At 63.9% G+C, this 16,013-nt stretch carries 14 protein-coding genes; 8 read left to right on the plus strand and 6 right to left on the minus strand.

Annotated elements, in window-relative coordinates:
- Positions 1-111 precede the first annotated feature (111 nt).
- Positions 112-954 (plus strand): ParA family protein, encoded by an 843-nt coding sequence (locus IHE57_RS09695; RefSeq protein WP_209326074.1) that lies wholly within the window; start codon positions 112-114, stop codon positions 952-954.
- Positions 955-1,175: 221 nt separating this feature from the next.
- Here the strand turns inward: IHE57_RS09695 and IHE57_RS09700 are convergent, their stop codons facing one another.
- Complete coding sequence (locus IHE57_RS09700) at positions 1,176-1,757, minus strand: MerR family transcriptional regulator (protein ID WP_436627486.1); 582 nt, start codon at positions 1,755-1,757, stop codon at positions 1,176-1,178.
- A 227-nt stretch (positions 1,758-1,984) separates the two neighbouring features.
- Entirely contained in the window at positions 1,985-2,791 is an 807-nt protein-coding gene (locus tag IHE57_RS09705; protein WP_209372763.1) for a lysophospholipid acyltransferase family protein, read from the minus strand.
- 105 nt (positions 2,792-2,896) lie between these two features.
- On the opposite strand from IHE57_RS09705, the gene IHE57_RS09710 reads away from it, so the two are divergent.
- The 3 genes from IHE57_RS09710 to IHE57_RS09720 are packed head-to-tail and all read left to right on the plus strand — an operon-like array spanning position 2,897 to position 5,976.
- Positions 2,897-3,688 (plus strand): alpha/beta hydrolase, encoded by a 792-nt coding sequence (locus IHE57_RS09710; protein ID WP_209372765.1) that lies wholly within the window; start codon positions 2,897-2,899, stop codon positions 3,686-3,688.
- 28 nt (positions 3,689-3,716) lie between these two features.
- Positions 3,717-4,169, plus strand: a complete 453-nt coding sequence (locus IHE57_RS09715; protein WP_209372767.1) for a hypothetical protein — start codon at positions 3,717-3,719, stop codon at positions 4,167-4,169.
- Between the two features lie 49 nt (positions 4,170-4,218).
- Positions 4,219-5,976, plus strand: a complete 1,758-nt coding sequence (locus tag IHE57_RS09720; RefSeq protein WP_209372782.1) for a DEDD exonuclease domain-containing protein — start codon at positions 4,219-4,221, stop codon at positions 5,974-5,976.
- Here IHE57_RS09720 and trpD read toward each other — a convergent pair.
- Positions 5,944-7,065, minus strand: coding sequence for an anthranilate phosphoribosyltransferase (gene trpD / locus IHE57_RS09725; protein WP_209372784.1), 1,122 nt, complete (start codon positions 7,063-7,065; stop codon positions 5,944-5,946). The two genes, IHE57_RS09720 and trpD, sit on opposite strands and share 33 nt — an antisense overlap.
- A 216-nt stretch (positions 7,066-7,281) precedes the next feature.
- Here trpD and ctaE point away from each other — a divergent pair, with 216 nt between their 5' ends.
- From ctaE to qcrB, 4 genes are read left to right on the plus strand one after another with little or no spacing between them, the layout of a single operon-like run.
- Entirely contained in the window at positions 7,282-7,920 is a 639-nt protein-coding gene (gene ctaE / locus IHE57_RS09730; RefSeq protein ID WP_436627487.1) for an aa3-type cytochrome oxidase subunit III, read from the plus strand.
- A gap of 57 nt (positions 7,921-7,977) precedes the next feature.
- Positions 7,978-8,763: a cytochrome bc1 complex diheme cytochrome c subunit gene (qcrC, locus tag IHE57_RS09735; RefSeq protein ID WP_209326080.1), complete on the plus strand. Its 786-nt coding sequence runs from the start codon at positions 7,978-7,980 to the stop codon at positions 8,761-8,763.
- A 49-nt stretch (positions 8,764-8,812) separates the two neighbouring features.
- Positions 8,813-9,856 carry a cytochrome bc1 complex Rieske iron-sulfur subunit gene (qcrA, locus tag IHE57_RS09740; RefSeq protein ID WP_209372786.1) on the plus strand — a complete coding sequence of 348 codons (1,044 nt, stop codon included), beginning with the start codon at positions 8,813-8,815 and terminating at the stop codon, positions 9,854-9,856.
- On the plus strand, positions 9,853-11,478 hold the full coding sequence (gene qcrB / locus IHE57_RS09745; RefSeq protein ID WP_209326082.1) for a cytochrome bc1 complex cytochrome b subunit: 1,626 nt from the start codon (positions 9,853-9,855) through the stop codon (positions 11,476-11,478). The genes qcrA and qcrB overlap by 4 nt, the downstream gene beginning before the upstream one ends.
- 1,478 nt (positions 11,479-12,956) lie before the next feature.
- Here the strand turns inward: qcrB and IHE57_RS09750 are convergent.
- From IHE57_RS09750 to ctaC, 3 genes are read right to left on the minus strand one after another with little or no spacing between them, the layout of a single operon-like run.
- A complete protein-coding gene (locus IHE57_RS09750) occupies positions 12,957-13,358 on the minus strand; it encodes a cytochrome c oxidase subunit 4 (RefSeq protein ID WP_209326083.1) in 402 nt (133 codons plus the stop codon).
- Complete coding sequence (gene ctaD / locus IHE57_RS09755; RefSeq protein ID WP_209326084.1) at positions 13,355-15,052, minus strand: aa3-type cytochrome oxidase subunit I; 1,698 nt, start codon at positions 15,050-15,052, stop codon at positions 13,355-13,357. The genes IHE57_RS09750 and ctaD overlap by 4 nt, the downstream gene beginning before the upstream one ends.
- A complete protein-coding gene (gene ctaC, locus IHE57_RS09760) occupies positions 15,049-15,921 on the minus strand; it encodes an aa3-type cytochrome oxidase subunit II (protein WP_209326085.1) in 873 nt (290 codons plus the stop codon). Before ctaC ends, ctaD begins: the two co-directional genes overlap by 4 nt.
- Positions 15,922-16,013 lie beyond the last annotated feature (92 nt).

Genomic DNA, 16,013 nt, shown 5'->3' on the forward strand with positions numbered 1-16,013 from the left:
CTACTCAGTGACCTGCGCCACCTCTGCGACCGGGGGTCCACTCACTATTGAGACATGGGTCTCGGCGTGGTCGGGACGGCCTCGCCGGGCCCGATACGTTACCGTAGGAGGGTGCTTGTCCTAAGTATCAGCAGCCTCAAAGGCGGAGTCGGTAAGACGTCCGTGACGCTCGGTCTGGCCTCGGCGGCCTACAACAGGGGAATTCCGACCCTGGTCGTCGACATGGACCCACAGGCGGACTCGTCGACCGGCCTCGATGTGCCGACCTCGACGCGGGTCGACATCGCCGATGTTCTCGCTGCTCCGAAGTCCCAGAAGATCCTGTCCGAGGCGATCATCCCGTCCGGGTGGGTCGGCGACAGACTCGGCCATCTCGACGTGATCTCCGGTTCGCCTCGTGCTGCGGAGTTCGACCGCCCCTCGCTGTCCGAGCGCTACCTGCGCCGACTCGAGGACGCCCTGAGCCGAATCGCAAAGGGGTATCGCCTCGTCCTCATCGACTGCCCCCCGAGCCTCAATGGGCTCACTCGCACGGCCTGGTCGGCGAGCAACAGAGTCGCTGTGGTCACCGAACCGAGCCTCTTCTCCGTGGCCGCGGCCGATCGAGCCCTCCGCGCCGCCGATGAGCTCAGGCAGCGCGGGGCCAGCGACCTGCAGCCGCTGGGTCTGGTCGTCAACCGAGTCCGCGCGGGATCGACGGAGCATGACTATCGCATCCAGGAGATGCGCGAGATGTTCGGCCCGCTCGTGCTCAACCCGCCTTTGGCCGAGCGTGCAGTGATGCAGCAGGCCCAGGGCTCGGCTCGTCCGATCCACTCCTGGCCGGGCAAACCGGCAGAGGAGGTGGCAGGGTCATTCGATTCGCTCCTCGAACGGGCGCTGCGTTCGGAGAACATCCGCAGCCGGCGCGGTGGGGATGCGAAGTCGAACCAGGCGAAGCCTGAGAAGAAGTAGCCTCTCCCCCAGCACAGTTATGCGACTGCCGCCCTGACCCTCGGTTCGGGCGGCAGCTTGATGTTCAGGCGGCGGAACCCGAGCGCGAATCCCGGTGGGTCCGCGGGAATCGTGGTCATCGGGAGCCATCCGGAATCCGGCGCCCGCAGTCAACAGCGAAGGCGGCCCGTCCAGTGGACGGACCGCCTCGGCGATTCAGATTGTGGAGAGCCGCGCTGGAATCAGCCGCTCTTGCGGGCGCGACGGGCGGCGAGCTCGTCCATCGCTTCGATGGCCGCACCGTCTTCCGGCAGCCGTTCGCTCGGAAGTTCGGACAGGGTGCCTTCGACCTCGTTCCAGACGCGGCCGACGGCGATGCCGAATACACCCTGGCCCCCCTGGAGGAGGTCGACGACCTCGTCCGGCGATGTGCACTCGAAGACGCTGGCCCCATCGGACATGAGGGTGATCTGGGAGAGATCCTCGACGCCCCGGGAGCGCAGGTGCTCGACCGCGGTGCGAATCGACTGCAGCCCGACACCGGTGTCGAGGAGCCGCTTGACGATCTTGAGGACGAGGATGTCGCGGAAGCTGTAGAGACGCTGGCTGCCGGAACCGGTCGCGTTCCTGATCGACGGGGTCACCAGGTCGGTGCGCGCCCAGTAATCGAGACGACGATAGCTGATGCCGACGACCTTGCACACGGTGGGACCGCGGTAGCCGGCCTCTTCGTCGAGAACGGGCAGATCATCATCGAACAGCAGCCCTTGGGCCGCTGCCGGCATCGACGTCATGTCGACGCTTTCGTGACTTGAGCGGTTCACACCGACTCCTCCTTAAAGTCCCTGGGGGAAGCGAAGGTCGCTTGGAAGGACCGAGAACACAGTCATTCTAGCCCTCTTCCCAGCGAACCTACAGTGGGATTCAACAACTCCAAGCTATTCTGCCGGTCCGGTCAGGACAAACACCTGAAGGTAACGATTTCTGCGTGTCGCCGTTACCGCAGTATTCGAACATGTCATGCAGCCGTCGTGAGGCCGTGGCGAGAGGCTCACTCGGCCGGTGCCGCCGGCCCGTCGTCCTCTCTGCCCGACGTCGTCGCGGCTCCGGTGCCCTTCGACTTCCTCGTCGAATCCCGGGCGGCGTCCCCGACGCTGTCCGCTTTCTTCGGCTTCGCACTGGTCAGCAGCTTGGTCTTGACCGTCGAGGCATAGGTGTCGACGTACTCCTGCCCGGACAGCCGCATGATCTCGTACATGATCTCATCGGTGACAGATCGCAGCAGGAAGCGGTCGGTGGGCAGGCCGGCGTACTTCGAGAAGTCCATCGGAGAACCGAAGACGACGCCGACTCGGCGCAGCTTGGGCACCAGCCGGCCGGCGGGCTGGAGTTTGTCGGTGCCGATGATGGCCACGGGGATGACCGGCGCCTCGGACTCGAGGACCAGCCGTGCGATTCCCGTCCGGCCCCGATAGAGTTTGCCGTCGGGCGATCGGGTGCCCTCGGGGTAGATGCCCAGGCAATTGCCCTCGCCGAGCACTTTCAGCCCCGATTCGAGCGAGGCCCGCGAGCCCGATCCGCCGCCTCGGTCCATGGGCAGCTGGTTGTTGAGTTTGAAGAACCAGCGGGTGACCGCGCCCTTGATCCCACGGCCGGTGAAATAGTCCTTCTTCGCGAGGTAGACCACCGGGCGGGGCGCGAGCAGCGGGACGAAGATCGAGTCCATGAAGTGATTGTGGTTTCCCGCGATGATCGCCGGGCCCTCCGACGGAAGGTTGTCCAGGCCGCGCACCCAGGGACGGAACAGGATCCGCAGGATGGGTCCGGCGAGGACTCGCTTGAGAAACCAGTAGAACACGCGCACCCTTCCATGTACGACTCCTTGTCGTCCTCGGCAATCATATATCGACACGAAGCATGAACGGCCACGCCAGGGACAAGTCATTCGTGCCATCCTGGGGGCATGGAGATCGATTTCACCCTGCGGTCGGATCCGACGGCCGCCTTCCGCAGCCTCGACGCCCGCTCCTCGACTGCGGTCCTCTTCCTGCACGGGATCACCGGGTCCCCCGTCGTCTGGGTGCCCATCGCGCGGGCGGTCGCGGCCGAAGGAGTCGATGTCAGTGTGCCGCTGCTGCCCGGGCACGGCACCACCTGGCAGGAGATGGTCCCGACCGGTTGGGCGGATTGGCTCGGTGAGGCGCGTACGGAGCTGGGTCGACTGCAGACCGATCACGACCGGGTCGTCGTCGCGGGTCTGTCGATGGGCGGGGCCTTGGCCCTGGCCCTGGGCGCGACCGCGGCCGCGCCCGATGAGCTCGTCGTGGTCAATCCTGCGCTCCACATCGACTCGCCCTTCGCCCCGCTTCTGCCCGTGCTCCGCAGAGTGGTGCGGACGATTCCGTCGATCGGAGGCGACATCGCTCATCCGGATCGCGACGAATACGCCTACCCGCGGACGCCGCTCGCACCGCTGGCTTCCTTCCACCAGGCGCTGCGGATCCTGCGTCAGGATCTGTGGAAGGTCGAGTGCCCGGTCACCGCGATGGTCTCCGGGGAGGACAATGTGGTCGGGCCGCGGACGCTGCGCAGTCTGCGCTCGAATCTGCCGCACCCGCCGCACATCGTCGCTCTGCGTCGGTCGCGCCACGTGGCCACTCTCGACTTCGACGCGCCTCTGATCGCCGAGGCGGTTCTGTCCACCGCACGAGCCGGTGCCGGCGGTGCCTCCCGAGTCGCCGGGGACGGGGAATAGCCTCGGGGCGAGAATTGCTGTGACGGATATGAACGACGAAGAGCCCCCTGCGACTCCCGGTGACGAAGACGGTGAGGACTGGCGGCAGGACGTGCCCGATTCCGAACGGATCGGCAAGGACCGTTCTCGCATCAGCGACGAGGAATGGGAGGCCCTCGTCGAGCAGATCGCCGAACCCTCGGCGGTGATGGGCGAGATGCCCGTCGAGGATGTCCGTGAGGCGCTCGATGACTCCGAGCACTGGCACCCAGGTCCCGCCGAACCGATCGGATGGCGTACGGCCTCGCCCACACTCGTGCTCTCATGGGCGGCCGCCCTCGGCGCGGTCCTGCTCCTGCTCTTCGGCATCATCTTCTTCCGGCCGCTGCCCGGCTGGTATCTGCTCATCGGTCTCGCCGTTGGGGTCGGCGGAGCGGTGGGCCTGTTCTTCCATCTGCCTCAGCACCGTTCCTCCGACGACGGCGACGGGTCCTCCGTGTGATCGAGGTGCCCGCCCATCCATGTCACCGCCGGGTGACACACTTGGGTTCATGACCGCCCCATTCGACCGCGCTCCCAGCGTCCTGCAGAACACGCAGCTGTCCTTCGACAGCCTCGGCACTCCCCTGTCGGAGGTCACCTTCGTCGTCGTCGACCTCGAGACCACGGGCACCCGCGCCGGTCAGTCGGAGATCACGGAGATCGGCGCGGTCAAGACGCGCGGCGGGGAGGTCGTGGGGGAATTCCAATCCCTGGTCAAACCCGAACAGTCCGTCATCAGCCCCTTCGTCGCGCGCCTGACCGGGATCACGCACGCGATGGTCGACGACGCGCCGTCGATCAGGTCTGTGTTGCCGAGCTTCCTCGAGTTCTCCATCGGCGCGGTTCTCGTCGCTCACAACGCTCCGTTCGACATCGGATTCCTCCGCTCGGCCTGCGAGCGGCTCGACTACCACTGGCCGGCCCCCACGATCCTCGACACCGTCACTCTGGCCCGCCGAGTCATCGGCCGCGACGAAGTGCGCAATCACAAGCTGTCGACGCTCGCTGCGCATTTCGGCACCGAGGTCACCCCCGATCACCGCGCCCTGTCCGACGCCCGGGCGACAGGAGAGCTGCTCCACCACCTGTTCGAACGCTTCGGCGGCTACGGCGTGACGACTCTGGAGGAGCTGTCGACGGTGCGCCAGTCCGGCTGGGCCAAACGACAGGCGAAATCCCATCTGGCCAAGGGGGTGCCCGCCGAGCCCGGCGTCTACATGTTCCTCGACGGCACGCGCCGTGTCCTCTACATCGGCAAGTCGGGCAATATGGCTCGGCGTGTGCGCGGCTACTTCAACGCCTCGGAGAACCGGGGCAGGATGGCCGAGATGATCACTGCGGCGCAGGAGGTCAGCTGCCTGCCCTGTGCGCACGCGCTGGAAGCCGAGGTCCGTGAGATCCGCCTGATCGGGGAACTCGCCCCGCCCTACAACCGCCGGTCGAAGAACCCGGAGCGGAATTCCTGGATCGTGCTCAGTGACGAACTCTTCCCCCGACTGTCGGTGGTCCGCTCGAATTCCGCGCTCGAACGCTCGCCCGCCCCACCCTTGGGGCCGTTCCGGTCCCGTAAGAGTGCCCAGACGGTCAAGGAGCTCCTCGACACGCTCTATCCGGTGAAGAGGTGCACGACGAACGTGACGAAGCGCAGCCTCAGCACGCACCGGCCATGCGTCAGCTCACAGGTCGGCCAGTGCGGCGGCCCATGCGCGGGAGTCACCGACGCCGATGACTACCGCACGAGCATCGGCGAACTCTTCGCCGTGCTCGCCGGAGACCTGTCCACCCTGCACCGGCTGGGTGCCGAACGCATGCAGAGGCTGGCGAGCGAATCCCGCTACGAGACGGCTGCAGAGGTCCGCGACGCCCTGCGGGCGGCCGTCTCCACTGCCGCGCGCGCAGAGGAGGTGTCCGCGCTGCGCCGGGTGCCGGAACTCGCGGCAGCCGCCCCCGGATTCGATTCGGGATGGGATCTCGTCGTCATCCGTCACGGCAGGCTCGCCGGAGCGAGCCATGTGTCCGCTCGCCGGGGCATGGCCGAGGCTCTCACCGCTCTGCAGTCGACTGCAGAGTGGATCCCGTCTCCTGGACCGCTGCCGCAGGACACCGATTCGCTGCCCGAGGAGACCCGCCTCTTGGCGGCGTGGCTGTCCACGGCCGAATTGGTCTCCGCAGGATCGCCGGACGACCCCGGCTGGTCACTGCCGACCACGGGAGCGAACTCGCATGCGCGGGCCTCAGGAACGGTTCGTCTCGGCGACCCGGTGTGAGACCTCGATGAGCTGATCGAGCTTCGCGGCTCCAAGGCCGTCGTCGATGGTCTCGATGGCTGTTCGGAGTTTCGCCGCCAACCGTTCGGTGAAGCTGCCGACCGCGGATTCGTCCGCTGCCACCAGGGCCGCCGCCGCATTGATCGCGACGATATCGCGCACAGGCGAGCGGTGCCCGTCGAGGACTGCCCGGGTGATCGCGGCGTTCTCCTCCGGACCTCCGCCCCGCAGATCCTCCTTCGTCACTCGCTCGATCCCCAGGTCGAGAGCATCGAAGGTTGTGTGCTCGATCTCTCCGTGCCGGACCTCCCAGACGTCGTTGACCGCGGTGTTGCTCAGCTCATCGAGCCCGTCACGGGAGCGGAAGACGACCGCTTGGTGTCCGCGCTTGGCCAAGGTGCCGACTACCAAGGGAGCCATCTGGGCGTCCGCGACTCCGATCGCCGTGTGCCGGGCCCGCGCCGGATTCGTCAGGGGCCCGAGGATGTTGAACGCAGTGGGCACATTGATCTGACGACGCACGGCAGCGACGAACTGCATCGAGGGGTGGAAGACATTGGCGAAGCAGAACGCCAGCCCGACCTCCTTGGCGATCTGCCCGGTCTGCTCGGGAGTGATGTCGAATCTCACGCCTAGCGCCTCGAGCACATCGGCCGAGCCCGACGCCGAAGAGGTCGCCCGGTTGCCGTGCTTGACTACTCGCTGCCCCGTGGCGGAGATGATCATTGCCGCGGTCGACGAGATGTTCGCAGTCTTCGCCCGGTCGCCGCCCGTGCCGACGATGTCGACGGAGTCGGCGAGACCGGGCAGGGGCACGGCATGGTCCATCATCGCGGAGACGAGCCCGGCGATCTCCTCGACGGTCTCCCCTTTCGTATGGTGTGCGGCGAGAAATGCGGCCATTGTCACATCCGGGGTCTTGCCCGACATGATCTGATCCATCGCCCATGCCGCCTGCTCCCCGTCGAGATCCTGCTGGTGCATGAGCGCCATGAGCAGATCCGGCCAGTTGTGAGTGGCTGCCTGGACCTCGCTGCGGGCCTCGCCGACATGGGCTGCCGAGGTGGTCAGGGGCGTGGAATCGGTCATCCGTATGAACTCTCGCTAGGCTTCGCAGCCGCCCCTCGACATGGGGGCGGACCTTACCTGCGGCATCCTATCCTGTGTTCGACACGCGGGCGGAAGGGAGTTCCGGATCGAGATTCCGGCACCAGTTCGCGGATTTCGCTACATCGTGTAGAAATTTCTTTCCCGAAACCTGGGTAAAAGATGAAAACTCACCCCCAGACGGGTAATAATGGGGTTGTGTCAACTGCCACTGCATCTCAAACAGCGCCAGCGCATCCGGTTGTCAATCGTCCGAATGTGACCACGGTGGGCTTCATCGTGTTCCTCGCGAGCGACCTGATGTTCTTTGCCGCGCTCTTCGCCATGTACTTCACCATTCGGTCCGTTGTGCCGGAGCTGTGGGAGGCGAGGACCCAGATCCTCGACATCCCCTATGCCCTCGGCAATACGTTGATCCTGGTGTCGTCTTCGTTCACCTGCCAGATCGGTGTGTTCGCAGCCGAACGGTTCCGCCCACGGCGGACCGGTTCCCTGTTCAACATCGCCAAATGGGGAATGGTCGAGTGGTTCTACCTCACCTTCCTCCTCGGCGCGGTCTTCGTCTCGGGCCAGGTCATGGAGTACGCGACCCTCGTCAGCGAGGGAATCGCCATCAACTCCGACGGCTACGGTTCCGTCTTCTACCTGACGACAGGGTTCCACGGCATCCACGTGACCATCGGACTCATCTGCTTCCTGCTCGTCATCGGACGTGCTTACGGAGCAAAGAAGTTCGGCCATCACGAAGCCACATTCGCAATCTGCGTGTCCTACTACTGGCACTTCGTCGATGTCGTCTGGATCGGTCTGTTCGGCGTCATCTACCTGCTTCAGTAGCCGGCCTGAGATGCTCGGCCCCCAGGACTTACAACACTTCAAGCAAAGGACGATCAAGTGAAGCTTCTAGCAGATCGCCGCAGACATCCCATGGCTCTGGTTGCGCTTCTTCTCGTGGCACTGCTGCTGACAGGCGGAGCCTACGCACTCTTCACACAGACATCGAGCGCCAAGGCGGACACGGCCAGCGCCTCGGACATCGAAGAGGGCAAGAAGCTCTTCGCGGCCAACTGCGCCACCTGCCACGGCCTCAACGCCGAAGGCTCGAAGGCCGGTCCCGGCCTCATCGGCGTCGGCGCCGCGGCAGTTGACTTCCAGGTCGGCACCGGACGCATGCCCTTGCAGGCCAATGGCCCGCAGGCACGTGTCAAGGAACCTCAGTTCGATGAGGAGCAGACCTCTCAGCTCGCCGCCTACGTCGCTTCACTCGGTCCCGGACCTGCTGTGCCCGAAGACGAGTACCTCGACGCGTCGAAAGGCGATCCCGCCGCTGGCGGCGGCCTGTTCCGCACCAACTGCGCCATGTGTCACAACGTGGTCGGCTCCGGTGGTGCCCTGACCCGCGGCAAGTACGCACCGAACCTCTCCGAGGTCTCGGAGAAGCACCTCTACGAAGCGATGCAGACCGGCCCGCAGAACATGCCGATCTTCAACGATGCGAACCTGACTCCCGACGATAAGCGCGACGTCATCGCCTACGTCAAGGAAGTTTCGGAGAACCCCTCCCCCGGCGGATTCAAGCTCGGATCGCTGGGACCAGTGGCAGAGGGTCTGTTCATCTGGTTCTTCGGACTGGCAGCCGTCATCGGTATGACAGTGTGGCTGTCATCCAGGTCGAAGTGAGTCCGGCAGTGTCGTTCATCATCCATCACGAGAATAGACGGGGAATTCAATGACCTCGAAAGAGCACTCCGGCGGCGGCAGCCAGCTCGAGGAGTTGAACGGGTTCGTCAACCCAGGCCTGCCTGAGCACAAGCCACGCCTGTCCGACGCGGATCCGCGTGCGGAGAAGGTCGCCGAACGTCAGGTTGCGGCCTGGTTCGTCCTGTCGATGATCGGAACCATCTGGTTCATCGTCGCCTACTTCCTGTTCACTCCCGGCGAGTCGATGCAGAGCATCCGCCTCCACAACATGTTCGTCGGCCTCGGTGCCGCTGTTGCGATGTTCTCCATCGGCTTCGGTGCCGTGCTGTGGGCGAAGAACCTCATGAGCGATCACGAGGGCATCGACGAACGCCATGACATCGCCGGCAGCGAAGAGGACCAGGCGATCGCCCTGGAGATCCTCCATCAGGCGAAGGAGGAGTCGGGCATCGCCCGACGTCCGCTGCTGCGCAACACGCTCATCGCTGCTCTGGCCATCGCTCCCCTGCCGGCTGTCCTCGTCTTCCGGGACCTCGGACCCCTGCCGGGCGACAAGATGTTCAACACGCTGTGGGAGAAGGGCACACGCCTCATCCGTGACCCGGGCGGCATCCCCTCGGTCGACTCAGAGCGGCCGATCAAGGCTGAGGAAGTCACGATCGGCTCCGCTTACCACGTTCTGCCCTCGGGCATCGGCGATCGTGAAGCAAGCGAGCACCCGATCAACGAGAAGGCCAAGGCCGCCGTGCTGCTCATGCGCATCAATCCGAATGAGCTCAAGGAGGATCCGGACCGCAAGAGCTGGTCGCACGACGGAATCGTCGCCTACTCGAAGATCTGCACCCACGTCGGATGCCCGGTGGCTCTGTACGAGCACCAGACCCACCATCTGCTGTGCCCGTGCCACCAGTCGACCTTCGACGTGACCGAACACTGCAAGGTCATCTTCGGACCGGCCAAACGACCGCTTCCCCAGCTGCCCATCTCCGTGGACAGCGAAGGCTATCTGGTTGCCCAGTCGGACTTCCCTGAGCCTGTCGGACCTACGTTCTGGGAGATCAACCACCCATGAGTACTACACAGCCAACCACCACCATCGGGAAGGCAGCGAACTTCGCTGAGACCCGCGTCGGGGCATCGGTCCTCGTCCGCGAGTTCGGTCGCAAGATCTTCCCCTCCCACTGGTCCTTCATGCTCGGTGAGGTCGCTCTCTACAGCTTCATCATCGTTGTTCTGTCCGGAACGTTCCTCACGTTCTTCTTCCAGCCCGCCATGGGCGAGATGCACTACGAAGGTCCTTGGCTGCCGCTGCGCGGCGTCGAGATCTCCGAGGCCTACAACTCGACTCTGGCGATCTCCCTCGAGATTCGCGGCGGTCTGTTCATTCGCCAGATGCACCACTGGGGCGCACTCCTGTTCGTCGCAGCGCTGAGCGTGCACATGCTGCGTGTGTTCTTCACCGGAGCGTTCCGTCGCCCCCGCGAACTCAACTGGGTCGTCGGTGTGCTGCTCGTCATCATGGGCATGGCCGCCGGTTTCACCGGCTACTCGCTGCCTGATGACCTGCTCTCCGGCAACGGTCTGCGCATCATCGACGGCATCCTCAAATCGCTGCCCCTGGTCGGCACCTACATCTCGTTCTTCCTCTTCGGTGGGGAATTCCCCGGGATCGACATCGTGGCACGTCTGTACACCCTGCACATCATGATCGTGCCGGCGCTGCTCATCGCGCTCATCGGCATCCACCTGATGTTCGTGGTCGTACACAAGCACACCCAGTACCCGGGAGCCGGAAACACAGAGAAGAACGTCGTCGGCGAGCCCGTCCTGCCGACGTTCGCGGCCAAGGGCGGAGGATTCTTCTTCCTCATCTTCGGTCTCCTCTCGCTGATCTCGGCTCTGTTCACGATCAACCCGATCTGGAACTACGGTCCCTACGACCCGTCCCCGGTCTCCGCCGGCACCCAGCCGGACTGGTACATCGGATGGGCCGACGGATTCCTCCGCATCGTGCCGGGCTGGTTCGAGTTCTACATCTTCGGATGGCCCATCTCGTTCAACATCAACAGCGCTGTCATCGTCATGGGCGGTGTCTTCGCGGTGATGTTCATCTATCCGTTCTTCGAGTCGTGGCTGCTCAAGGACAATCGTGAGCACCACATCCTCGATCGCCCCCGCAACAACCCGACGCGGACCGCCATCGGCGTCGCAGGGATCATCTTCTACTGCAACATGTGGGCGGCCGCCTCGGGCGATATCGTCGCGGTCTTCTTCCAGATGTCGCTCAACGATATGATCTACATCTTCCGCACCGTGTTCTTCCTGGGACCGATCCTCGGGTACATCATCACCAAGCGCATGTGCATCGCTCTGCAGCGCAAGGATCGTGAGATCGCCCTGCACGGGCGGGAGACAGCGCACATCATCCGTCTCCCCCATGGTGAGTTCCTCGAACGCCACGAGGCTCTGCCGCCGCACAAGCTGTGGAAGATCACCGCGTTCGAATCGCCGGAATACATCCCGGCGCAGCCGAACGCCGAAGGCAAGGTGACGAAGATGGAGAAGCTTCGTGCACGCCTGTCGCGGTTCTTCTTCGAGGACCGTGTGGCACCGGTGACGAAGCAGGAACTCGAGGCTTCCCACCACGAGCACGATACCGTCGAGGGTTCGAGCCACCAGCAGCTCGGTCACTGACCGGCAGCAGTCCTCAGACGCGAGGGGTCCAGCAGATTGTCTGCTGGGCCCCTCGCGCATTCACTGCCCTACAAGACTGGCACTTCTGCGTCGGGTTCGGCAGCCGCTTCGAGAGGCGAATCCTGCCGCCTGCACACGCGCACCCGAATGAACTCTGCACAGAACCCTCTGACCTGCATTGGGCCCGACTATTCGCGTGCGAACCTGCACTCTTGCTCTTTCGACCGGGCGCACTGCAACTTCGGCTCACGCTGTTCCCACTTCCTGGCGCCTCACGAGCTCTCGCGTGCTTCAGTGAGGTGATTCTGCCACCATGTCCATGACAGCCCCCGGGACACCGTTCGTCGACCGTGCACTCTTCTCGGCTGGTTCTGGCTGCCACACAGACGCTCCCTCCTGACGTTCCTCGACGAGTGGACGGGTCGCCCGACCCCGAGTTGGTACGAAACAACGACACCGGCGCCCGGCGGACACCCCGAGCTCGCCGCTCAATAGCCGTCAAGCCGCGCTGCTGCGCCCGACGCGCTTCTGCCAGGAGAGTCGCCGCACCCAGACCCATGAAACAAGCCGCTGACGCCGCCTAGAGTCGTCGCACAGGTCAAAAAGCCGGCGTAGTGCCGCTCATGACCTCATGACCGGTCCTGGCTTCGATGGAGTGTCAACGGCCAGCAGGAATTGCTCATCGGCCGCGAGAACTGGCACTGGCGGCCAGCGGGACTGCCGATAGCTGGCGAGCGGAATTGCCCACTGGTGGTGGCCAGCGGAACTGCCCATAGATGGCGCGGGGATCTGCGCATAGGTGGCCACGATCACCCGACGCCACAGAGATCGCACCTGCGGGGACCAGTCGTGCAGCGTGACCCCTGTTTCGCGGCTCGGACATATCGGACGCGAGCAGACATTTTCCGTAGGATCGGCTGTCCCACGACCTCGGCTCAACGGCGGACGGGTTCGGGTCAGCGGCACGTCTGGAGCCGACGGCGGACGGGTTCGGGTCAGCGGGAGGGCTTGGTCGGCAGCAATTTGGCTTCCCGAGGAGTCGGTGCGCATCGCGACCCGGCGCAGAAGCCATGCTCGGCAGCTGGTGCCCGGGCAGGCCATGACCAATCACTGCCGCGGGCGCCTCGGCCCGTCTTCGGCATTCCCTGCCGCCTTCCCGTTTGCGAATGAGGTCACTCCGCCGAGGGAACACGGCGAGAACCACCTATTTTCCTCGGCGGAGTGACCACAAACGTGGCTCGGGATGACCGGTGAGGCGCGACCTGCCCCTGCGATTCATATACCCGTCACCATCACGTACACTGCAGTCCACAGATTCCGCCATCACAAGTTTCGGCGTCGGCCCGTATCTCCGTTGCCGGCTGTGAATAGCAGTGTGGCCCGGACTCGAAATGAGTCCGGGCCACAGAAACTGTGCAACTGTGTCACGCGGGTGAGTCGATCACCTGCCTGACAGCGTCACCATACGGCGTCGGCGATCAGTGGGCGAAGTCCCCACGATCATGCTCGTAGGACAGGCCCACAAGAGCGATGATCCCGAGCAGTGCACCGAATGGGAAGATCCACCAACCCATCGCGATGCCATAGAACGAGACGGCAGCGGCGCCTGCACAGACGATCGGCCACCAGCTCCAGGGGCTGAAGAACCCGTAGTCGGCATCCGCGTCGGAGATCTCGGCATCGTCGTTGTCCTGCGGCTGACGTCCGACACGACGGTCCGTCAGCCACAAGTAGATCCCGATCATTCCGGACATACCGCCGGTCAGGAGGAGCGCCGGAAAGCCGACCATCTCATCGAAACTCGTCGCAAACCCGTAGACGACGGAGATGACGACGAAGAACACGGCGTTGACCATGAAGACGACAATCGATGACTTCATTTGGCGCCACCTCCGACCAGCTGTTCCTCAGAGGAGCTGTGACCCGAGTATTCGAGCAGCTCGGGATGGTTGAGGTCGAATGCAGGACGCTCGGAACGGATCCGCGGCAGCGACGTGAAGTTGTGGCGCGGCGGTGGGCAGGAGGTCGCCCATTCGAGCGAGGCTCCGTAGCCCCACGGATCATCCACGGTGACCTTCGGCGCGTTGCGGGCGGTGATCCACACGTTCCAGAAGAACGGAACCATCGACAGACCCAGCAGCAGCGATCCGACCGTCGACACCTGGTTCATCCAGGTGAAGCCGTCCTGCGGCAGGTAGTCGGCATAACGGCGAGGCATGCCGTCGACACCCAGCCAGTGCTGGACGAGGAAAGTGCCGTGGAAGCCGATGAACAGCATCCAGAAGTGGATGTGACCGAGCTTCTCGTTGAGCATCTTGCCGGTCCACTTCGGCCACCAGAAATAGAACCCGGCGAACATCGCGAACACGACCGTGCCGAAGACGACATAGTGGAAGTGCGCGACGACGAAGTAGGTGTCCGACACCTGCTGATCGAGTGCGGGACTGGCCAGGATCACACCGGTGAGTCCGCCGAACAGGAACGTCGCCAGGAAGCCGATCGCCCACACGATCGGAGTCTCGAAGGTGATCGACCCTCGCCACATCGTGCCGATCCAGTTGAAGAACTTCACGCCCGTCGGAATCGCGATGAGCATAGTCATGAACGCGAAGAACGGCAGCGCGACCACACCGGTGACGTACATGTGGTGGGCCCAGACCGTGACCGACAGCGCGGCGATCGCGATGGTCGCGAACACGAGCTCCTTGTACCCGAACACCGGCTTGCGGCTGAAGACGGGGAAGATCTCGGTCACGATGCCGAAGAAAGGCAGCGCGATCACATACACCTCGGGATGGCCGAAGAACCAGAACAAGTGCTGCCAGAGAATCGGGCCCCCGTTGCCCGGACTGAATACATGCGAACCGAGCACTCGGTCGGCGCCGAGGACGAGCAGCGCCGCGGCCAGAGGCTGGAAGGCCATGAGCACGAGCACGCCGGTGATGAGGACGTTCCAGGTGAAGATCGGCATGCGGAACATGGTCATGCCGGGAGCACGCATCGTGATGACGGTGGTGATGAAGTTGACCGAGCCGAGGATCGTGCCGAAGCCCTGCAGCGCAAGACCGAGGACCCACAGGTTGCCGCCGGCGCCCGGTGTGAATGTCGTATTGCTCAATGGTGCGTATGCCGTCCAGCCGAATGACGCCGCACCCTGGGGGGTGAGGAATCCGGAGATGGCCACAAGGCTGCCGAAGAGGTACATCCAGAAGGCGAAGGCGTTCAGACGCGGGAACGCCACGTCCGGGGCACCGATCTGCAACGGCATGATGACATTCGCGAAACCGGCGAACAGCGGAGTGGCGAACATCAGCAGCATCAGAGTGCCGTGCATGGTGAACAGCTGGTTGTACTGTTCCTTCGTCTCGACGATCTGCATGCCGGGCTCGAAGAGCTCGAGGCGGATGATCAGCGCCATCACGCCGCCGACGCAGAAGAAGAAGAACGAGCCGATGAGGTACATGTACCCGATCGTCTTATGGTCCGTCGACGTGATCCAGTCGACGATGATCTTGCCCTTGCTCCGTGGAACCACGGGAGCGTCAAGAGCCGCCTGATCCATCGTGGCGGTCATTGTTCAGCACCTTCTTTCGGGTACCAGTTGCGATCGTACTCCGGTCCCAGCTGGCCTGTGTTGCCCTGTTCGGCAAGCGACTTCGTGTAGTCGGCGAATTCTTCCTTCGACACGACCTTGACGTTGAAAAGCATCTCAGAGTGGTACTCGCCGCACAGCTCCGCACACTTGCCGACGTATTCGCCTTCCTTCTCGGCACGCAGATGCAGGCTCTGGTCGTGGCCGGGAATCATGTCCCGCTTCTCGAGGAAGGCGGGGACCCAGAACGAATGGATGACGTCGCGGGAATGCAGACGGATCTCGAGGTCGGTGTCGACCGGCAGGTAGAGGACCGGAGCGGACTCCTCGGGCTTTTCGGTGCCGTCGAGTTCGACCTGCCTGCCGGCGTAGTAGACGTTCTCGGTCTCGTAGTTGAAGTCCCAGGCCCATTGCTTGGCTGCGACTTCGATGACCTGCTCGCCAGGAGTCTCGTCATCGGTCGTCTGCTCCATGACCTGAACGTTCTGGAAGAAGAATCCGAGGACGAGCACAACCGGGGTGACGGTGAACAGGATCTCGATGGGCATGCTGTAGCGCATCTGGACCGGCAGGCCGCGATCATTCTTGCGGCGGCGGTAGGCGACCATCGCCCAGAGGATGAGGCCCCACACGATCAAGCCCACAATCAGCAGGGCGATCCAGGCGCCGTTCCACAGTGATGTGTAGGCATCCGTGTGGTTCGTCGCACCCTTGGATTCGACGGGGTAGAAGCCTGAAGCGATCTGCTCTTTAGTGCAACCCGATAGCAACGCCGGTATCAACACGGCGCTCAGAATGCCGAGCCGCTTCGCCCAGGACCGCTGCGGTCCTGACTGATTCGGAGAATCCACGTGCAGCCTTTCACAACGTTCTTCGTCTCTGGTCAGGCCGAGAGACGTGTACTTACTCTGTCATCCCCAAGACTACCGCTACAAGCGGTAGA

Origin of the sequence: Brevibacterium renqingii (assembly GCF_017808105.1) — a bacterium.
Lineage (GTDB): Bacteria > Actinomycetota > Actinomycetes > Actinomycetales > Brevibacteriaceae > Brevibacterium > Brevibacterium renqingii.